Genomic DNA, 19,591 nt, shown 5'->3' on the forward strand with positions numbered 1-19,591 from the left:
TTAGGTCACTTCGAGTAGGTTGTCAACATTTTTGATTAAAAATATTATCAATGGATCTTAAATATGATCAGATTTAGGTTGCAAGAGTTGATTACTGATAAGTCGTTTAAAGAAAACAGGCGTATAACAATAGGGGAGGTTGCTGCTGAGACTGGCATTAATCGTATGACGTTATCTAAAATGATTAATCACAAAGGTTATAGTACTGTGACGGATAACTTAGATAAGTTGTGTTCATACTTTGATTGTGAATTAGTGGAGCTTGCGGAGTATCTACCTGTAAAACAAGATGATTAGATTTTCTCAAAGTCACAGTGCTTTATGACTTTTATATAAAGAAATTCGTAAGAATGAAAAAACAAAAAGTGTGAAATCAATGCCTTTTCGTTGGTAGAGGAATAGTTATTTTTGGCGTCAAAGAATTATATCTTCTAGTTGGCTTAACAATTGTTGGCCTTTTGATGTAAGTCTTACTCCTCTGTTGAAACCAGTGTCTGCATACTCTACCAAGCCAAGGCCATCACTAGAGCGATATTTACTCCCTGAAGAAAGCTTTCGAAATTGTCCTAAGGCGAATTTATATTCAGCAGAGGTTGCGTCATTAGTAGAAGCTAGGTCGAGAACGGAAAGAGCTGCTTCTTTTTCTTTGGCGATCATTAGAAAGAAAATCATCTGATTGATGCTAGTAATACCGAAACTTTGGGCTATATGAAGGGCTTTTATGAGTTTCTGGTGTTCATTCATTTCTATTTAGGCTCTTTCGCTTTATGAGTATTTGGACTGTCGATTGTAATAGTTTCCATTACAAAGGCCATCGCGTAAACCTATCAATAGGGCTTAAAAAATGCTAATTCAAGTTATTCAAACGGCTAATATCAGCATAATCAGTAGCCCTGATAGACTGCCTGCCACTAACTCTGGAGTATCCTGGCAGTTTGCCTAGAGTAGATTCCCTAATTTTTCTCTTAGAGTTTGGAATTTATCCTCTTGCGAGAATTCACTTGGCTATTCGTAGTCTCTAAATATATACTGTATATCCATACAGCATATTGGTGAGTTATGCGTGTAACTTATTTAGGTGTATCTGAATCGTCGGAGTTTATCGCGGCAAATAGTCTGCGAATTCCGCTTTATGCTGACTCTGTGTCAGCTGGGTTTCCTTCTCCGGCGCAAGATTTTGTTGAGCGAACGTTGGACCTTAATGAGTTTTGTGTCTCCCGTCCTGCATCTACGTTCTATGTTCGTGCCCAAGGTGACTCCATGATTGAAGCTGGTATCTTATCAGGTGATGTTTTGCTGGTAGATAAGTCATTAACCGCTCGTCATGGTGATATCGTAATTGCCTGTATTCATGGAGAAATGACTGTAAAGACCTTGGAGTTACAACCTAATGTGCTTCTTCGCCCTAGAAATCAGGCTTATAAAGTCATTGTGATAACAGAAGAGTCAGAGTTCGAGGTTTTTGGTGTAGTAACCAGCGTGATTCGTAAGTATGAGCGTGGCTGATGCAAACAGTGTTTGCTTTAGTCGATTGCAATAACTTTTATGCTAGTTGTGAGAAGTTGTTTCGACCTGATTTGAAACGCACACCCATAGTTGTCTTATCTAACAATGATGGCTGTGTCATTGCACGTTCAAAAGAAGCAAAATCGCTGGGTATTAAGATGGGCGTGCCGATGTTTCAGGTTCAGGAAGAGATAAAGCAGCATGGGATTGTGTGTTTTTCATCGAACTATGCACTGTATGCGGATATGTCGAATCGAGTAATGACTATTTTGGAAGAGGAAGCGCCACGGCTGGAAGTGTATTCCATCGATGAAGGCTTTATGGATTTAACCGGTGTTGATCATGTAACGGGTTTGCTGGCGTTTGGTAAACGAGTAAAAGCTAAGGTCGATAAATGGACAGGAATTACAGTGGGGATTGGTATAGCTCCCACCAAAACATTGGCTAAGTTGGCTAATCACGCTGCAAAGAAATATCCAGCGACGGGTTCTGTCGTGGATTTGATGGACTCAGATAGACAAAAGCGTTTGCTTGCATTGGTTGACGTGAGTGATGTGTGGGGCGTTGGCAGTCGTACTACGGCAAAGCTAAAGGAGAGGGGGATTCATATTGGGTTGGACTTAGCTAACGCTGATCCTAAATCCATTCGTAGTGAGTTTTCTGTAGTGTTAGAGCGAACTATTCGAGAGCTGAATGGTGTGTCTTGCTTGGATTTAGAGTTAGTCAGGCCGACTAAACAACAAATTATTTGTAGTCGTTCATTTGGTCATAAAGTGACGGAGAAGCGCGAACTTCGGGAAGCCATCGCCAAGTACACAACCAGAGCCGCCGAGAAACTACGTGGGGAAAACGCCTTTGTCGCGTTGTGAGTGTGTTTATCCGTACCAGCCCCTTTATTCCAAACGAACCGCAGTACTCGAAAACGTTATCTGCAGAACTCCCCAATCCAACTGACGACACACGATATTTATTAGAAGTGGCCGACGTGTTGTTTCGTCGTATGTATCGGACGGGCTATCGCTATGCCAAAGGTGGGGTGATGCTGACAGACTTCTACGAACATGGAGCCTTACAACAAGATTTATTTCGAGCAGACAGCACGAAAACCAATTCAAAAGCCCTAATGAGTGTCGTGGACAAAATCAATCACAGCGACCTGGGTAACGTCTTTTTTGCCTCGCAAGGTGTGTCACCACAATGGTCAATGAAACGAGAACATCTATCGCCAGCATACACGACTAGGTGGGAGGAGTTGCCAAAGGTTTTTTGATTCAAAGTGTAGAAAATTTAAATTGACTATTGGTTTAAAAACGCCAACGACAATGATTGATTGAGAGGTATTCCATGAGCGATAAAATCACCAAAGAAAATGCTAGTAATGTGCCAACAGACCAGATAGTAGCAACGGTTGTTTTATGGCTTGAGAAACAATGCCTACAGGAACGTTGGGATATATCTGATGAACAGATATGTACTTTTCTCGGTGGTATTTCGGTTTTTACGTGGAATCAATGGGTAGAGACTGCACAAAGTCATAAGAGTATCCAAGTAGACCAAGAGACTATTGATAGATTAGCGCTACTAGTGGATATTGATAAGATGATTCGTTGGAGTGCACCAAGTGGATATGGTTATGACTTCTTCAAAAGGGCAATTAATCACCCGACATTTAATAGCAAATCAGCTAAAGAGTTCATGCTAGAGAACCATTCGCTTGCTGATTTTGTTAAGGTCAGAAATCATTTTCGAAGCAGAGTGCTTTTTTAAAAACACCTTAGTCTTATTTGGCTTTTCATGTAGATTGTCATTGTATTCAACAGTCATTCTGGGGGAGATAGATGATGCCTAAACGAGAGAACTATGCAGAAAAAAGCATTGATATTAATGATGTTGAGAAAAATCTTGATCGAGTCTTGAATGAGTCTAAAGATGCGTCTATTGCTATTGTGAAGGACGGAACCCCCGTATTTTACTGTGTACCTGCTGACACTTATGCCGTTATGCTAGAAACGATTGAAGCATCTGAGATGGAAGAGTTAAGTGCAGAATTCATCAATTAGGCCTGAAGCTGTTTGGTGACGATGACAAGTGGAAGTCTTGGATCAAAAAGCCAGCGTTAGCTTTAGGTGGTGAGGCTCCAGAATCAGTGATGGTGACTAAAGAAGGAATGCAGCGGGCAAGTGATCTTTTGGGAAAAATTCGCCACGGAGTTATAATTTAAATAATAACTTAGTTATCTGATACTAAGAGTCTAAATGCTAGCCGCTTTTTTACTTGCAATAGACTCATAGTTGGTCGCTACTGGTTAGATCTCTGATCTATCAAGATTCTCAGTTTTTGCTGTGACTGGGTTTATAACAGTCAGGGAAGTCCATCCAGTTTAGTTTGAACTTTCTCTGATAATCAGTTTTCCTGTTACCAATGCTTTTACTGGCGGATTAGTAGACTGGGCTATTATCATGTCATCAATTAATCGGATGGCCATAGATCCTATTTGCTGCTTTGGTACATCTATAGTTGTTAGGGAAGGGGATAGAAGGCTACTCATTGGTAAATTATCAAAACCTATTACTGATACATCCGCTGGAATTTTGTGCCCTAATTCTTCCAAGGCGCGCATTACGCCAAATGCAACTATATCGTTGACGCAAAAGTAAGCATCAGCCACACTATCTTGTTGTTCTATATATTGCTTTGCTTGTTCGTACGCTTCGTCACGAGTTGCTGCTACAGTGAACTGATCTTGTTTCGATATTTTGATATCTAGCTTGTAACAAGCTCGGTAGAAAGCTTCTTCACGTAATCTGAAGTTTTCAACCTTGGTATTACTTCCAACAAAACCCACTCGCTTAAATTTAGAGTTCTTAAATTGTGAAGCAACGGCAAAAATTGTCTGATCATTATCCATATTTACAAAGTTAGCTTCTAAAAATGGATAAAATGTATCTATGAAAACAATATGTTGTCCACATTTAGAAAGAACTGTGATGTCTTCTTCAGTCAATTCTGTGCCTAACGCTATAATACCACTGAGATCGCTCCCTTCTATCGCTGAAAGTATGCTATGCATGTCAGTCCCATTCAATGTAATGACCTCTAGAGCATAATCGCGTCGAGAAGCTTCGATTGACATACCGTCTATATAATCAGAAATAAAATGGTTGTGGTCACGATTCACGGTTTGGCCATGCTTCGCTATTTTAAGAAAACGTAGTGTGTGTGATGAGTCATTCTTTGATTTGTTTAGCCTAGGTCTATAGTTTAGCTCCAAGACAGCTGCATGTACTCTGTCGCGAGTCGATTTCGAGATGTCACCTTTACCATTGAGTACAAGAGAGGCTGTTGATGTGGAAACTTGAGCGTGATTGGCAACTTCTTTCAGAGTGACAGTTTTTTTGTTCGTTGTATCCATGGTTTAAATGTAGGTTCCTATTATTAGGTTATTTAATAAAACTTTTTAAATTCTTCTAAACCCATGACTCATGCTTTTTTTAAGAGATATGTATTGTACACGAAAAATCTTACTGATATGGTTTAGTAAATCAATGATTAGTTTTACTAAATTTTAGGAGGGCTTATGAAACGCGATGCAAATCTTTGGGTGTTATGTACTCTGATCATCGTTTTATTCGGATTTGGTGGTGTCGTTTCTGGCGGGACTTATCTGTCATTATTCAATCTTCAATCTATGGCGATGCAGGTTCCAGAAATTGGTTTGTTAGCTATTGGTGTTATGTTGGCTATGTGTGCGGGAAACGGCGGAATTGATTTGTCAGGGATCGCAAACGCGAATCTTTCTGGTGTCGCGTCAGGTATTTTTACTCTCTCACTTTTTGATGCTTCTCAGGACCCTATGCTCTTCACTATAGCCTTTGCTGCTGGATGTGTTGTGATTGGATTACTTGGAGGGATTTTTAACGGAGTTATCATCTCGAGATTTGGTATTACTCCCATTCTTGGGACTTTAGGAACACAAATGTTATTTACTGGAGTTGCCGTGGTTTTGTCTGACGGACGCTCAGTTACAGTCGGTTCACCTGACCCTTTGTATGTGATCGGTAATGGGCTTGTTTTTGGTATTCCTACTAGTTTTATTATCTTTATTCTAATTGGTTGTTTATTGGGTGTGATCTTGAAATATACACCTTATGGCATGCGTTTGATGCTGACTGGTGCAAATCCAAAAGCAGCAGTTTATAGCGGCTTTCCAAGTGGACGAATTATTATCACGACATATGCTATTTCAGGGCTTTTAGCCGGAATTGCAGGAATTATTATTGCGGCACGTAATATCAATGTTAAGTGGGACTACGGATCATCTTATCTGCTTGTTGCAATCTTGATTGCTGTTATGGCAGGCGTAAGACCCGAGGGAGGGTATGGCCGCATTATTACTGTTATTTTATCCGCAGTCGTTCTGCAATTACTATCGAGCTTACTGAACTTTATTGGTTTGTCTAACTTTGTTAGAGATTTAGCTTGGGGAGTACTTTTGTTGTGCTTCTTAGGTGTGGGGCGCTTTGATCTGATAAACCGGATTTTAGCCTCTTTAACTTCGATGCGCTCCCCTCACGTGACGAAGTAATGAGATTAAAGAGGGATCATTGTAGGAGAAAGGAAATGAAAAATAAAAATAATACGCTAAATAAAAGAGTCAAATTAGCTTTACTTACTGCCGCTATGGGTATGGCTGGTCATAGTGCATTTGCTGCAGATGGAAACACAATTACAACCGTTGTAAAAATTAGCGGTATTCCATGGTTTGACCGTATGGAGACGGGGGTTGAGTTGTATGCTAAGCAGCACCCTGAAATGAATATATCTCAAGTTGGTCCCGCAACAGCAGATTCAGCACAACAGTTACAAATAATCCAAGATCTTATTGCTAAAGGTACTGATGCTCTTGCAGTTGTCCCGATGGATCCCACAATTCTTGAGGCTCTTTTGAAACGAGCTATGGCTCGTGGAACAATCGTTGTGACACATGAAGCAGATAACCAAATTAATACAATGGTCGATGTTGAAGCCTTTGATAATACAGATTATGGAACTGCTTTAAATGAGCGTCTTGCTGACTGTATGGGGGGGGCTGGGAAGTGGACTACATTTGTGGGATCACTTGGTAGTCGAACTCATTTACAGTGGGTTGGGGCTGGTGAAAAAAATGCGATGAAATATCCTGGAATGAAACTTGTTGATCCGAATAACGAATCTTTCGATGATGCAAATGGTACCTACAAGAAGGCTAAAGAAATTCTACGTAAACACCCTGATATTAAAGGGTTTCAAACATCTGCGGGTAATGACGTTCTTGGTGTAGGGCGTGCGATTGAAGAAGCAGGTCTTGCTGGTAAAGTTTGTCTTGTCGGAACAGGGTTGCCAAATCCTTCAGCGGCGTATCTCGATAGTGGAGCTATCACAGCTATTGGTTTCTGGGACCCTCAAAAAGCCGGTATGGCAATGAACGAAGTTGCACGTATTTTACTTAAAGGCGGACAGATTGAAGATGGTATGAACCTTGGTGTTGAGGGATATGAGCACGTTTCTGTTCGCCCTGGTGCAGGTGATGGAAAGCTTTTGGTTGGTAATGGCATGGTCCTTGTCGATAAAGAAACTTACAAAGAACACCTTTTCTAAATAACGATGGATATGTCCAGTCGGAGATGAATTCTCCGACTGTTTCACCTACATATGTGGCAGATCTTTAGTCTGTCTAAAGCGTCTACTTAGAGGGTTAATCCTATGAGTAAAACTCCATTACAAAATGCGCCTTTTTTGTCTCTAAACAATATTCACAAACATTTTGGCGGTGTCCGGGCTTTACGTGGTGTCGATCTGACGATTGAGCAAGGTAAGGCTTATCATTTACTTGGAGAAAATGGTTGTGGCAAAAGCACGGTAATCAAGATTATGTCAGGAGCGCATGATCCAACGGAAGGTGTTATTAATCTTGACGGCGAGCGGCTTAATCGTTTGACACCGATGAGCGCACTCGAAGCTGGAATTGAGACTGTTTATCAGGATCTGTCGCTCTTACCTAACCTTACAGTAGCTGAAAATGTAGCGTTAGGTGAGCAACTAGTCGCTGGAAAAGGAAGGCTGCTTCGTTTACTAAATAAGCAAAAAATCAAGCAAACCGCCATCGATGCTTTGCAGAAAGTGGGCTTGGAAGCAGACGAATCTCTGTTAGGGCAAGTTATAGCTGATTTACCTTTGGCTGTCCGTCAGCGTGTTGCAATTGCACGTGCAATTGCCGCAGAAGCACGTCTTGTAATTATGGATGAACCTACAACGTCTTTGACTAGACACGAAGTTGAAGTGCTGATCGAAGTTGTTGGGCGACTTCTAGATAATAATGTTGCCGTTTTATTTGTAACCCACAAACTTGAAGAAAGCTACCGGATCGGCGGAGATGCAATAGTGTTCCGTGATGGTCTATGCGTGGCACAGGGGGCTCTTGAAAACTACACTCGTCTTCAGCTTGCTGAACTTATGACTGGGCGATCTATTGAGGCTGTCCGCTATAGAACAGGGAAACCAAAAGGTACAGTGCTATTGGAGGCAACAGAGCTTGGTTCAGGGCATGGTTTCCATAATATTAGCTTTAATATTCAACATGGTGAAATTGTTGGAGTAACAGGTTTGTCGGATTCTGGCCGCAATGAGCTTGCTATGGCTTTGGCTGGTCATGTGCCTATTCAGCAAGGCGTGCTGACGCTTGAGGGAGAAGATGTCCGTATATCTTCGCCTGAAGACGCTATCAAATATGGTATTGGATACGTACCAGAAGACCGTTTATCGGAAGGTCTGTTTATAGAAAAGTCTATTTATGAAAATGAAATCCCTTTGATTCTTGATCGTATTTCTGGAAGTTTTGGTTTGCTTGATGACAAAAAAGGACGGGCGGCTGCGGGTGAAATATCGGCGGAAATGAAACTTAATACTACAAATTTAGATTTACCTGTTAGCGCATTGTCCGGTGGTAATCAGCAACGAGTTTTGATAGGGCGGTGGCTTAGTATCAATCCGAGGTTATTGATCTTGCATGGACCAACTGTTGGAGTGGATGTTGGATCAAAAGAGACTATTTTTCATGCAATTCAAGAAATGGCCGAACGTGGAATTGGCTTGTTGATTATCTCCGATGATTTGCCAGAATTACTACAAAACTGTGACCGTATTCTTGTGATGCATTCAGGGTGTATCGTTGAAAATTTTAATGCTGAAGAGGTGAGTGATGATCGCATTTATAAATCCATGCTTGCTAGCTCCCTAGAAGTCTCAGAATAAAAATGGTGGTGTATAAAATGACAGATAAAACAATGGACAATCAATCCGATTTTTCGCCTCATCTAAAACGGAAACGGAGATTTTTGCTCTTTCAAGGGCGTCCAGAAACAGTGAGTTTACTTCTACTCATCGTGATTTTTGCTGGGGTTTCTTTTATTAATCCTTCTTTTTTGCAGATATCATCTTTAGTCGATATCGCGCGTGCAAGTGTGGTGACTGGATTGTTTGCTCTTGGTGTATTTACTGTTTTAGCGGCTGGTGGAATTGATATTTCGTTTCCTGCAATCGCAGCTCTTGCTATGTATGGTGTGAGTACGTTTGTACTCGATGTTTTTCCAGAAATGCCGATAGCTTTGATCGTTTTTTCATCCGTGTTGATAGGGCTAATACTTGGATCTGTGAATGGTGTTTTGGTACATGGTTTGAGAGTGCCAGCTTTAATTGTAACTATTGGAACACAGTACTTTTATCGAGGAATTCTACTCGTTTTTGTTGGAACTGTGTGGTTAATGGAAATGCCATCTCAAATGACTGATTTTGGAAAATGGTCCTTATTAGACATAGAGTCCAACAACGGAGTTACCGTTAGTTTACCTGTATATTTTTTAGTATTACCAATTGCTGCTTTTACTACATGGTTCATTTTTAACCGAACACTTATGGGGCGTGCAATTTTTGCAGTGGGCGGCAACGCTGGTGTGGCTGAACGACTTGGATATGATCTTAGGAAAGTGCGTGTATTTGCTTTCGGCTACGCCGGAGGGCTAGCTGGACTAGCAGGTATTATTCAAGCTTCTGCAAATCGTATGGCCAACCCTTTTGATTTTGCGGGAACTGAAATCGGCGTCATAGCGGCGGTTGTTTTAGGGGGGGCCCGTATAACGGGCGGTACTGGATCTGTTATTGGGACCATTCTTGGTGTTTTGCTTGTCACAGTTGTTAATAACGTACTTGTTCTAGTTGGCATTCCAAGTACGTGGCAACGAGTTGTTGTCGGTGCCTTTATTCTTCTGGCTGCGGCCTTTTTTGTTCTGCGTGACCGTAAGTCCGCTCGGTAATATTGGAGTTAAACATATGAAAAAATTTCTTAATAACCCTGAAAACTTCGTCGATGAAATGCTCGAAGGTATCTACCATGCACATCCAGAAGTAACCAGTGTGGGTGAAGATCTACGCTGCTTTGTACGGACGAAACCGGTAAAAGGTAAAGTCGGCTTAGTTACTGGTGGAGGATCTGGACACTTACCTTTGTTCCTCGGATATGTAGGCGATAACATGCTAGATGGTGCGGGGGTTGGCGGAGTTTTTCAGTCGCCATCGTCTGAGCAGGTTCTAGAAGTAACAAAGTATGTAGATCAAGGTGCTGGGGTTCTTTATCTTTATGGTAATTATTCGGGTGATCTCATCAATTTCGATATGGCTGGTGAATTGGCAGATTTTGAAGGTATTAAAACCGCTACAGTTGTTGGGCGTGATGATGTGGCATCTTCTATTGTTGGTGAAGAGCACAAGAGACGTGGAGTTGCAGGTATTTTCTTTCTTTACAAAGTTGCAGGAGCTGCCGCAGCGCAGATGAAACCACTAAATGAGGTAGCTCGTTTGGCTGAAAAAGCAAGTGCGCGTACACGGACTATTGGTGTGGCTTTATCTCCTTGTATTGTGCCAGAAATTGGTAAGCCAAGTTTTAACCTTGGAGAAAATGAAATGGAAATTGGTATGGGTATTCATGGTGAAAATGGAATTACTCGTAAGAACATGACACCAGCAGACGAAGTAGTAGACGAGATGATGGTTCGTATTCTAGCAGAGCAATCTTACGAAGTAGAACAAGACGTTGCTGTGTTGATTAATGGCCTTGGAGCAACACCTTTGGAAGAGCTTTATGTTATCTACCGCCGTACTGCTCAAGTGTTGGAGAAGGCTGGAGCAGTAATTAGGCATGTTTTCATTGGGGAGTTTGCGACCTCAATGGAAATGGCTGGTGCTTCTATTTCTGTAATGCAGTTAGATGATGAGCTCGAACCTCTGGTCGCTGCAGGCGCAAACACACCATTTTTCAAACACATTAAGCGTCAAGGATAAGTATCATGGACTATTTTACTTCTAGCAATATTCCGGCTCTATTCGAACGCTTTTCCTTAGTTTTCGCAGAGCAAAAAGAAGCGTTAATTGAGCTTGATAGCAAAGTTGGTGACAGTGATCTTGGTTTGACAATGGCAAAGGGGTTTGCAGCAGCAGCTGCTGCTGTTTTAGAACTTGAAAATGCAGATATAGAAACCCAGTTTAAAACAGCAGGGGTAGCAATTGCCCGTGCAGCGCCATCAACAATGGGAACGCTTATGGCGACCGGGTTCATGCGTGGGTCTGGTGTAACTAAAGGATGTGAGACATTAGGAACAGTGAAACTTGCCGAGTTTTGGGTAGCATTTCGAGATGGGGTGGCGCAACGTGGCCGTGTGCAACTTGGCGATAAGACGGTCGTTGATGTATTACATCCGATTGCTGAAACCATGATGATACAAGCGAAAACGGATACGGCTTTGCCTGATGCATTGAACAGTGCGTATGTAAGTGCAGTCGAAGCCCTTGAGGTTACCAAGGGGTTAGTGGCACAGCATGGTAAAGCCGCAGCTTTTCAGGAAAAAAGCCGAGGTGTCCAAGATGCAGGAAGTACGGTAGCTGTTATTTTAGTTAAAACGATGGCTGATTTTATTTGTGAAGTTTGAATTCAAGCTTTCTCAAATTGAAAGTGTATAGGGAGAATTATTATGCAGTATCGAACACTTGGGCAAAGCGGATTGAAGGTTTCAGCTTTATCGATGGGGACTTTTTCATTTGGTGGGGCTGGGCCATTCGCGGCTATAGCATCTCAAGGAACTAAAGAAGCGTCACGATTGATGGATTGCTGTATAGATCACGGTGTCAATTTGATTGATACTGCTAATATGTACTCAACGGGTTTGGCAGAGGAAATTGTTGGTGAAGTGCTTGTTGGGCGCAGCGCAGATATTTTGGTGTCGACCAAAGCTCGCATGAAAATAGGAGATGGGCCAAATGACGAGGGAGCGAGCCGATGGCATTTAATTCGTGAGTGTGAGCGTTCTTTGAAGAGGTTGGGGCGGGATCATATAGATATATACCATATCCATGAATGGGATGGACAAACACCGGTTGAAGAGACTATGGAAGCTCTTGATACACTCGTACGTCAAGGCAAAATCCGATATGCGGGGTGTTCCAACTATACTGGTTGGCAGATTATGAAATCTTTGATGGCTTCTGAACAAAAAAAACTTCAGCGCTTTGTTACCCAGCAAATACATTACACACTTGAAGCGCGAGAGGCTGAATATGAACTTTTACCTCTTTCAATAGATCAAGGAATTGGTGTTACTGTTTGGAGTCCATTAGCTGCTGGCCTGCTTAGTGGTAAACATACCCGCGAAAATCCAGTCGCGCCTGGTAGTCGTCAGTCTAAAGGGTGGAGTGAGCCTCCAATTCGTGACCAAGATCGTTTATGGCGCATCGTAGATACTCTGATAGATATCGCATCTGTGCACAGGGTCGAAGCTGCTCAGGTTGCTTTGGCTTGGACTCTTTCTCGCCCTGCGATTGCATCTTTGATTGTTGGTGGTACTTCGGTGAAGCAATTCGAGAACAATTTTCGAGCTTTAGATTTACATTTAAGTACGGAAGACTTAATGCGTCTTGATGAAGTTAGTCGCCCACCACAAATTTATCCACTTTGGCATCAATCGCAATTCGCGACTTCGCGATTTGGAATGCCTGACCTCGCAGGAGCAGGAGCTTTCTGATTATCCTATCTGTGAGTATGACAGACACTCTGGCGTATTTTCTAATGAGGAGAGTTTCGTTAAGTAATTTGAGAACAAGTTAAACTATTCGGTTTAAAAAACTGAATAGTTTATTTTCAATAAACAACTTGATCGATTTGAATGAGATTGGACTACTTGATATTGTCTTTAGCTAAACTTTTATAGATTGTCTTCCAGCCACTCAAGTGACTTTTAACAGATACTCTTCTTTTTTCAGATACTCACTTTTGATTGGATCGATTTATCAAGAGTGAGTTGAAAAAGATGGACTAATCTTAACCCATTTCTCAGTCTCGCCTATTAATAATAGAATTCATATATTAGTGTCCTAATAGCTTGCCATTTCATTTATGAACTTCAAGACTCCTTCATAGCTATCGACTACACAGTCTGCTCCGGCATCGATCAGTTTCTGTTTGTGACTAGGGTGTTGGGCGTGGGCTCCTGCGATAAGGCCAATACTTAGCATGCCAGCCCGTTTTGCAGCTTGAATACCCGCTGGACTATCTTCAATTACAAGGGTTGTATTGGCTGGAACCCCCATTTTCTGTGCAGCTAGCAAGAATAGATCTGGAGCTGGTTTGCCATTTTTTACCATGGTTGATGAAAATACCTTACCAGAAAAATAGGTGTTCAAACGAGTGGCTGTAAGGCTAACATTGATTCGCTCTGGATGAGAAGAAGATGCTACACAGTAGGGCAAGGAGAGGTGTTCGATAAAATCTTCAATACCTGGGATGGGCTGAAGTTCTTGATAAAATTGAGCGAATAAGTCTTTGTTCATTGCGTTTAGTGCTGCTGGGGTCAACTCCACACCCTGCGAGGCAAACAATTCCTCTCTAGCTGACTTCATGCTTCGTCCCTGAAACTGAACAATCACTTCGTCTTTAGTAAGCTTGCCTCCTTCGGAGAGGATTAAGCGATGCAAGGCATCAATGGATAGCACTTCGCTATCCACTAATACTCCATCACAATCAAAAATAATCAATTCTAAAGCGGTTTGTTGCTTAGATACTGGATGCCCTGCTTGTTCCAACACACTTATAACTCCCTTGCCATAGTTTGTAATTTGGTAAAGGCAAGAAATCGGGATTCATGCCGTTGTACAATGTTTGCTGAAGTCGCGGGTAAATAGCTACCTCCAAACGATGACATTGACTGCATTGCGAGGTTTAAATCTGCATATGCCCCTGCGGCAACGGCCGCCAGCATAGCTGTGCCTAATAGGACAGGTTCATCAGTATGGGGTGCAATTACTTCTTTGCCAGTGGCATCAGCTATAAGTTGTCTTATCAAGGGGTCTTGGCCGGCCCCACCACTAATAACTATTCGATGAATATTCAGACCTTCTGCGGCTTGTACTTCTATGATCTGTCGTAATCCATAGGCGATACCGCAAATGCCTGCAATATAAAAGGTGATCAAACTGTCGATGGATTTCTCCATACTTAAGCCCGCAATAATAGCTCGGGCATTGGGATCAGCAAATGGTGCACGGTTCCCTAGAAATTCAGGTACTACATGGACGTTTTGGGCCAAATTGACCGCATCGCTAAGATTGGTAATTTGGCTTTTAGTCTGTTTGGATAGCCAGGCAGTTAATGGTGTAGCAGCATCTTTTGCCAATAGGGTCGCTTCTGCAGACGCTGGATGCATTAACACTAAATGGTCTATGGCAGCTCCTGCCGCGGACTGTCCAGCTTCGTTAAGCCACATGCCGGGTATCATAGCGGAAAAATACGGCCCCCAAACACCGGGAACGGTCACCGCATTGCTAGAAGTTGTTAATGTACAAGCGGAGGTGCCAAAAACGTAAGCCAAACAATCTTCCGGGGTTGATGTGCCTGTTTTAGTCAAAGCACCCACAGACCCTACGCCACCAGCATGCGCATCAATTAAACCAGCAGCGACAGCAATACCTGTGTTTAAGCCAAGTTCTTTGGCCGCAGAAGCAGTTAGGCCTTGGCCTAAGGCGGTACCTGGGGCGACGACTTTTTTGCCAATTTTGGCAAATTGATCTGCTGCTAATTCCCCTAAACCAATTGCTTCAAAGTAAGAGTTATCCCAGCGTTTTTCATGTGCTAGATAAGTCCATTTGCACACTAGGGTGCAAATGGATCTAGCCTGAGAGCCAGAAGCACGAAACGTAAGGTAATCTGTCAAATCAAAAAAATGGTGGGCGTTATGATAAGTTTCAGGTAAATGCGCTTTTAACCAGAGTAATTTTGGTGTTTCCATTTCTGGTGAAATGCGGTTACCTACATAATTTAGAACTGTATGTCCTAGCTCATTGATAGCTTGCGCTTGCTCTATTGCTCTTTGATCCATCCAAACAATCACATTACGATCGGCAATGCCATGCTCACCCACAGACAAAGGCTGATGGTTTTCTCCTAGAACTACTAAGGAGCAGGTCGCATCGAAAGATAACCCGATGATGGATTCCAAGGGCAAGCCTGACATCGAGACGACGTTTTGCACACATGTACAAACTGCTTGCCATATGTTGTCTGAAGACTGTTCATATCGAGCATCCCTGTCTTGGTAGGTCACAATATTTTGTTTTGAAGTATGTAGCAAGGTTCCTTGCAAATCAAACAAGCCAGCACGAACGCTGCCCGTACCAACGTCAACGCCAACTAAATAACAGGAAGCTGTGTTATGAATTTGTTTACTCATCATTTTATCTTCCCTTATAAATCAACACTGTTAGGTAAAATAACTAGATCGCGAATGGTGACATTAGCAGGTCGTGTCAGCATGAAAACAACAGAATCCGCAACTACTTCTGGCTGCATTAGGCTACCATTTTCCAATGCTTCCTCCATTTTTTCGGCAGGCCAATCGTCTAATAAAGAAGTAACAACTGGGCCAGGCGCTACTGCGCCAACTCGAATAGAATGAACACTTAGCTGACGGCGTAAAGTATGAACAAATGCTTGGATCGCATGTTTTGATGCCGTATAAATTGGCTCCCATACAACAGGCACTAAGCCCGCAATAGAGCTGGTAACGATGATGTCACCGCCTTTTTGAGCAATCATATGTGGTAGTACGGAGTGTATAGATCGAAACACCGAATTGATGTTTAGGTTCAGCATACGATCCCATTCATTTGGATTGCCATCGACGAAAACACCGCCGACATAACTGCCAGCATTGGCATGAAAGACGTGTAAACGTCCTTCGGTTAATGCCAAAATTCGTTCTAATAGAAAGTCCACTTCATCTGTTTCCATTAAGTCAATGACCAAGGGAATGGCTTTGCTGCCTAATTCCGTACAAACACTTTCCAATGCACTTGCTGAGCGGTCAATCAATACAACGTTGGCACCTTCGGCAATAAAAGCCTTCGCGCAGGATAAACCAATGCCTGATGCTGCCCCTGTTATTGCGATGAATTTGCCCTGTAAATTGCTATTCATATAATACTCCTTAACGATAATGTTATGCTTTACCGTGAGAAACACGGCTTTGACGGGCTAAGCTGTCAACAATGACGGCAATGGCTAGCACTGCACCTGTGATCATGTAGCGGTGAGAGGATGATAAATTTAGCAAGGTTAAGCCGTTGGCAATTGATTGAATAACAATAATCCCTAGTAAGGCAGACCATGCAGAGCCTCGACCGCCGAACAAGCTAGTGCCACCGATGACTGCGGCAGCAATGGCGTTCAAATTAACATCTCCAGTTCCTGCTTGTTGGCTTGCTGAGGCTAAACGTGATGCTGCCAAAACGCCTCCCAGAGCGGCTAAAGATGAGCATAAAACAAATGCACTAATGTAAATCGCTTTAACATTAATGCCTGCGCGGCGGGCTGCTTCAGCGTTGCCGCCAACTGCAAACATATACCGCCCCCATTTCGTTCGTGTAAGGGCATAATTCATCAGAATAACCAAAAGAATAAATAGGCCAAACATCCAAGGCACACCACGGGATTGATTTAAGTAGAATGCTACCGCTTGTAGTGCGAAAGTAACCAATAAGGCTTTGACAATTATGCTAGTGAGGCTTTTAGCTGAAAGGTTAGCTGATTGACGCTTGTCACGAATTCGCGCACCCATGACTACGATCACGACACCTGGGATTAACGCAAAGAAATGAGCTGCCCAAGCTGGCATGATCATCAATTGACCAAAATCTACCATGGATGAGCCGTATGGTAAGTTTATAGAGCCGGTAGAACCTAGAAGAAAAAGTTGAAAACCAAGTAGTGCTAATAAGCCTGCTAAGGTAGATACAAAGCTAGGCATACCAAATTTGGTACGCAAAAAAGCATAAGCGAAGCCCATCATAGCACCAACACACAAACTTGCCCCAATGGCTAAGGCCAGTGGCCATCCTTGATTAACCCACAGAACGCCCAGTAAGGCTGACCCCACACCACTCATAGAGCCAACGGAAAGGTCTATTTCCCCTAACATTAAGACACATACAATACCTAGTGCGATAATGCCAACGGTTGAACAGTCAAACAATAGGTTCACAAGATTATTTGGGGACAAGAATATTGGATTAATTACGGTAAAAATCCCCCAAATTAACACTAGGCCAATTATCACGGGCAAGGACCCAAGGTCACCTGATTTAACCCTGTTGATCGACGCTTTTAGGCTGTCTGCAATACTGTTAGAGTGGGTGACGCGTATATCACTGCGATCTAGTAGTGCATTGCTATCATTGGGTTTATGCATTGAATCACTCATGCTTGTTCCTCGGTTTTAGTCTCTGCTTCTGCTAAGCGTTTTGCTCTTCTTGATACCGCATTGTCTGTAGCGCCTGTAATGGCGCCGATTAAGGCTTCGTTTGATGCACTTACATCAAATACTCCATTGTTCTTTCCTAGGCGTAAGACCACAATACGATCAGCTATCGCTCGAACGTCTTGCATGTTATGAGAAATCATAATGACGCCTAGGCCTTTCGCTTTTACTCGCTCCACTAAATTCAGAACCTCAGCTGTTTGAGCGACACCCAATGCCGCAGTGGGCTCATCCAGCATTATTATTTTAGGGTTTGATAGCAGTGATCGTGCAATTGCAACGGTTTGTCGCTGTCCCCCCGACAGTGATGCCACCACATCGCGTACACTAGGAATACGAGCGGCTAACTCGTTTAGTAATGTCCACGAGGTGACTTCCATGGTGGTTTCATCTAAGTGCAATGCGCTCTTTTCTTGACCCAAAAAGATATTGGCTACTACATCTAAGTTTTCACAGAGGGCAAGGTCTTGGAAAACGGTTGCAATTCCCAGGTCTAGTGCGTCGCTTGGTCCATTCATAGAGACTTCTTTTCCTTCAAAAAGGATCGACCCAGAGGTGGGTGAGTGGGCACCAGCTAAGGTTTTAATAAGGGTTGATTTGCCAGCGCCGTTATCTCCAACTAGGGCTACCACTTCACCTGGAAAAACATCCAAATCTATGTCGGTGAGGGCTGCAACTGCTCCAAAGTTTTTAGACACTTTACGCAGACTCAAGATAGGCTGAGGCCCTTCTGAGCGTGCAGAAGTATTGGAAGACATGATCTTCTCCACTAAATATTAGTTAGGAAAGATGCCACTCACAGAATGGTGAGTGGCAGGTTATTAAAATAATCAGTGCGACTTAGCGCAAGATACCAAGTTCTTTACAGCCGGCGATATAGCGCCCAGTGCACACATCGTCTGCGGAAGTGACACCACTATCAAAGATAATTTCTTTGATATTTTCACGAGTCACTACTTCAGGAACAAATAATTCAGAAGGTGTGTTGTACAGCGTTGTTTTGGCTACAGGTTTAACACCATTTAACATCTGTACTACCACATTAGCTGCAGCGGCAGCGACGATTTCAGAGGGCTTAGAAATGGTATTGTATTGATCGCCAGCAATAATCAATTGCAGTGCAGCTATAGTGGCATCATTCCCAGTAACTGGAGGAAGTGGGTCAACACCAGCTGCTTTTAGGGCGGCGATCGCGCCACCAGCCGTGCCATCATTAGCAGCAACAATACCTATAATATCAGAGCCGAAACGCGCAATTTGACCATTCGCCCAGGTTTGTGCTTTTGGTGGCGCCCAGTCTGGAGTGTCATATTCTGCGATGGTGGAATAGCCACTGTTATCTAAGCCATCATCTATTCCATCACGGATTAATCCTGCAGCTGCATCAGTAGGAGAGCCATTAATTTGTAGAACCCCACCTTTATCTTTTGGAATCCCTTCTTTTTCCAGGTGTTGAATTAAACTCTCGGCAATGGCCTTACCAATTCCTTTGTTATCAAAAGAAACATAAAAATCAGCGGCTTTATCTGGAATAGGGCGATCATAGGCAATAACTTTTACACCCTGGCTTTGAGCCAGGTTTACCAAGGAGGCTGCAGCACTGGAATCAACAGGATCCAGCACAATAACCTTGGCTCCTTGTGTGATTACTGAGTTGAATTGCTGTTGCTGTAACGATACATCACCATTAGCATTTTGATATATTAGTGTACAGTCTGTACAAAGTTTGTTCATAGTGGTTTTGAAACCGGGGAAATCATGTTCTTCATATCGAGTTGACGCCTGGTCAGGCATCAAAAAGGCGACAGTTGAGTTAGCTTGAGTTTGTGCTGCAAACAGCCCAGCTGTGGCGACAAGCGTAGTAAAACCGATTGTTTTTATAGCTATAGATTTCATTACTGACACTCCGATTTAAAAATTAGGGTAAAATTACCCTTTACAATCCATAATAGATTGATGCTTTCTGGCCTCACCTTGGGGTTATTGGTTATAAAGCTTGGATGTAATACACTAGTGTTGTCTCTATTGTTGCTGTAACAGCAATAAAGGCGGTTAGACATCTTAATTGAGCTTTAACCTATGCTAAGGTGTTGGGTTAATATATTGGTATAACTTATTTTTATAATTCTCTATTAACTCTACATCTTGGCCTCCTAATTTAATGGCACGTTGTCAAAAATAGGATTTCCTTTGAA

General features: G+C 42.6%; 18 protein-coding genes and 1 pseudogene. 11 read left to right on the forward strand and 8 right to left on the reverse strand.

What is annotated here, in order from left to right; translation table 11 throughout:
* Positions 1-414: 414 nt before the first annotated feature.
* Entirely contained in the window at positions 415-744 is a 330-nt protein-coding gene (locus E0D71_RS11105; RefSeq protein ID WP_133003386.1) for a hypothetical protein, read from the reverse strand.
* Between the two features lie 315 nt (positions 745-1,059).
* Between E0D71_RS11105 and umuD the strand changes: the two genes are divergently transcribed.
* From umuD to E0D71_RS11125, 4 genes and pseudogenes are all read left to right on the forward strand, one after another.
* The gene (umuD, locus tag E0D71_RS11110; RefSeq protein ID WP_133003387.1) at positions 1,060-1,506 is read left to right on the forward strand and encodes a translesion error-prone DNA polymerase V autoproteolytic subunit; all 447 of its coding nucleotides are present in this window, start codon (positions 1,060-1,062) and stop codon (positions 1,504-1,506) included.
* Positions 1,506-2,776, forward strand: a pseudogene (gene umuC / locus E0D71_RS11115) (translesion error-prone DNA polymerase V subunit UmuC). Before umuD ends, umuC begins: the two are co-directional and overlap by 1 nt.
* 74 nt (positions 2,777-2,850) lie before the next feature.
* Positions 2,851-3,273 (forward strand): hypothetical protein, encoded by a 423-nt coding sequence (locus tag E0D71_RS11120; protein WP_133003388.1) that lies wholly within the window; start codon positions 2,851-2,853, stop codon positions 3,271-3,273.
* Between the two features lie 71 nt (positions 3,274-3,344).
* Positions 3,345-3,566, forward strand: a complete 222-nt coding sequence (locus E0D71_RS11125) for a hypothetical protein (protein WP_133003389.1) — start codon at positions 3,345-3,347, stop codon at positions 3,564-3,566.
* A gap of 320 nt (positions 3,567-3,886) precedes the next feature.
* On the opposite strand, the gene E0D71_RS11135 is transcribed toward E0D71_RS11125, so the two are convergent.
* A complete protein-coding gene (locus E0D71_RS11135) occupies positions 3,887-4,918 on the reverse strand; it encodes a LacI family DNA-binding transcriptional regulator (RefSeq protein WP_133003390.1) in 1,032 nt (343 codons plus the stop codon).
* A gap of 165 nt (positions 4,919-5,083) precedes the next feature.
* Here E0D71_RS11135 and E0D71_RS11140 point away from each other — a divergent pair, with 165 nt between their 5' ends.
* The 7 genes from E0D71_RS11140 to E0D71_RS11170 all read left to right on the forward strand — a co-directional run bounded on the left by E0D71_RS11140 (position 5,084) and on the right by E0D71_RS11170 (position 12,611).
* Positions 5,084-6,091 carry an ABC transporter permease gene (locus tag E0D71_RS11140; protein WP_133003391.1) on the forward strand — a complete coding sequence of 336 codons (1,008 nt, stop codon included), beginning with the start codon at positions 5,084-5,086 and terminating at the stop codon, positions 6,089-6,091.
* A 35-nt stretch (positions 6,092-6,126) separates the two neighbouring features.
* Positions 6,127-7,143 (forward strand): substrate-binding domain-containing protein, encoded by a 1,017-nt coding sequence (locus E0D71_RS11145; RefSeq protein ID WP_207923377.1) that lies wholly within the window; start codon positions 6,127-6,129, stop codon positions 7,141-7,143.
* A 105-nt stretch (positions 7,144-7,248) separates the two neighbouring features.
* Positions 7,249-8,796, forward strand: coding sequence for a sugar ABC transporter ATP-binding protein (locus E0D71_RS11150; RefSeq protein WP_133003392.1), 1,548 nt, complete (start codon positions 7,249-7,251; stop codon positions 8,794-8,796).
* A 17-nt stretch (positions 8,797-8,813) separates the two neighbouring features.
* Positions 8,814-9,854, forward strand: a complete 1,041-nt coding sequence (locus E0D71_RS11155; protein WP_207923378.1) for an ABC transporter permease — start codon at positions 8,814-8,816, stop codon at positions 9,852-9,854.
* 16 nt (positions 9,855-9,870) lie between these two features.
* On the forward strand, positions 9,871-10,878 hold the full coding sequence (locus E0D71_RS11160; protein WP_133003393.1) for a dihydroxyacetone kinase subunit DhaK: 1,008 nt from the start codon (positions 9,871-9,873) through the stop codon (positions 10,876-10,878).
* A 5-nt stretch (positions 10,879-10,883) separates the two neighbouring features.
* A complete protein-coding gene (locus E0D71_RS11165; protein WP_133003394.1) occupies positions 10,884-11,522 on the forward strand; it encodes a dihydroxyacetone kinase subunit L in 639 nt (212 codons plus the stop codon).
* Between the two features lie 42 nt (positions 11,523-11,564).
* Entirely contained in the window at positions 11,565-12,611 is a 1,047-nt protein-coding gene (locus E0D71_RS11170) for an aldo/keto reductase (protein WP_133003395.1), read from the forward strand.
* Positions 12,612-12,960: 349 nt separating this feature from the next.
* On the opposite strand, the gene E0D71_RS11175 is transcribed toward E0D71_RS11170, so the two are convergent.
* From E0D71_RS11175 to E0D71_RS11200, 6 genes are all read right to left on the reverse strand, one after another.
* Positions 12,961-13,671, reverse strand: coding sequence for an HAD family phosphatase (locus E0D71_RS11175; protein WP_165942988.1), 711 nt, complete (start codon positions 13,669-13,671; stop codon positions 12,961-12,963).
* Between the two features lie 2 nt (positions 13,672-13,673).
* Positions 13,674-15,314 (reverse strand): FGGY-family carbohydrate kinase, encoded by a 1,641-nt coding sequence (locus E0D71_RS11180; RefSeq protein ID WP_207923379.1) that lies wholly within the window; start codon positions 15,312-15,314, stop codon positions 13,674-13,676.
* Positions 15,315-15,325: 11 nt separating this feature from the next.
* Entirely contained in the window at positions 15,326-16,057 is a 732-nt protein-coding gene (locus E0D71_RS11185; protein WP_133003397.1) for an SDR family oxidoreductase, read from the reverse strand.
* Between the two features lie 22 nt (positions 16,058-16,079).
* On the reverse strand, positions 16,080-17,339 hold the full coding sequence (locus tag E0D71_RS11190; RefSeq protein WP_165942989.1) for a sugar ABC transporter permease: 1,260 nt from the start codon (positions 17,337-17,339) through the stop codon (positions 16,080-16,082).
* Positions 17,336-18,154: an ATP-binding cassette domain-containing protein gene (locus tag E0D71_RS11195; RefSeq protein ID WP_133003398.1), complete on the reverse strand. Its 819-nt coding sequence runs from the start codon at positions 18,152-18,154 to the stop codon at positions 17,336-17,338. Before E0D71_RS11195 ends, E0D71_RS11190 begins: the two co-directional genes overlap by 4 nt.
* A gap of 82 nt (positions 18,155-18,236) precedes the next feature.
* A complete protein-coding gene (locus E0D71_RS11200) occupies positions 18,237-19,292 on the reverse strand; it encodes a sugar ABC transporter substrate-binding protein (protein ID WP_133003399.1) in 1,056 nt (351 codons plus the stop codon).
* Positions 19,293-19,591: the final 299 nt, after the last annotated feature.

This window comes from Marinomonas sp. KMM3893 (assembly GCF_004352855.1).
GTDB lineage: Bacteria > Pseudomonadota > Gammaproteobacteria > Pseudomonadales > Marinomonadaceae > Marinomonas > Marinomonas arenicola.

Excerpts from the sequence above, each read along its gene's own strand:
- E0D71_RS11105 (WP_133003386.1), bottom strand. The coding sequence starts at position 744 with ATGAATGAACACCAGAAACTCATAAAAGCCCTTCATATAGCCCAAAGT.
- umuD (WP_133003387.1), top strand. The coding sequence starts at position 1,060 with ATGCGTGTAACTTATTTAGGTGTATCTGAATCGTCGGAGTTTATCGCG.
- E0D71_RS11120 (WP_133003388.1), top strand. The coding sequence starts at position 2,851 with ATGAGCGATAAAATCACCAAAGAAAATGCTAGTAATGTGCCAACAGAC.
- E0D71_RS11125 (WP_133003389.1), top strand. The coding sequence starts at position 3,345 with ATGATGCCTAAACGAGAGAACTATGCAGAAAAAAGCATTGATATTAAT.
- E0D71_RS11135 (WP_133003390.1), bottom strand. The coding sequence starts at position 4,918 with ATGGATACAACGAACAAAAAAACTGTCACTCTGAAAGAAGTTGCCAAT.
- E0D71_RS11140 (WP_133003391.1), top strand. The coding sequence starts at position 5,084 with ATGAAACGCGATGCAAATCTTTGGGTGTTATGTACTCTGATCATCGTT.
- E0D71_RS11145 (WP_207923377.1), top strand. The coding sequence starts at position 6,127 with ATGAAAAATAAAAATAATACGCTAAATAAAAGAGTCAAATTAGCTTTA.
- E0D71_RS11150 (WP_133003392.1), top strand. The coding sequence starts at position 7,249 with ATGAGTAAAACTCCATTACAAAATGCGCCTTTTTTGTCTCTAAACAAT.
- E0D71_RS11155 (WP_207923378.1), top strand. The coding sequence starts at position 8,814 with ATGACAGATAAAACAATGGACAATCAATCCGATTTTTCGCCTCATCTA.
- E0D71_RS11160 (WP_133003393.1), top strand. The coding sequence starts at position 9,871 with ATGAAAAAATTTCTTAATAACCCTGAAAACTTCGTCGATGAAATGCTC.
- E0D71_RS11165 (WP_133003394.1), top strand. The coding sequence starts at position 10,884 with ATGGACTATTTTACTTCTAGCAATATTCCGGCTCTATTCGAACGCTTT.
- E0D71_RS11170 (WP_133003395.1), top strand. The coding sequence starts at position 11,565 with ATGCAGTATCGAACACTTGGGCAAAGCGGATTGAAGGTTTCAGCTTTA.
- E0D71_RS11180 (WP_207923379.1), bottom strand. The coding sequence starts at position 15,314 with ATGATGAGTAAACAAATTCATAACACAGCTTCCTGTTATTTAGTTGGC.
- E0D71_RS11185 (WP_133003397.1), bottom strand. The coding sequence starts at position 16,057 with ATGAATAGCAATTTACAGGGCAAATTCATCGCAATAACAGGGGCAGCA.
- E0D71_RS11190 (WP_165942989.1), bottom strand. The coding sequence starts at position 17,339 with ATGAGTGATTCAATGCATAAACCCAATGATAGCAATGCACTACTAGAT.
- E0D71_RS11195 (WP_133003398.1), bottom strand. The coding sequence starts at position 18,154 with ATGTCTTCCAATACTTCTGCACGCTCAGAAGGGCCTCAGCCTATCTTG.
- E0D71_RS11200 (WP_133003399.1), bottom strand. The coding sequence starts at position 19,292 with ATGAAATCTATAGCTATAAAAACAATCGGTTTTACTACGCTTGTCGCC.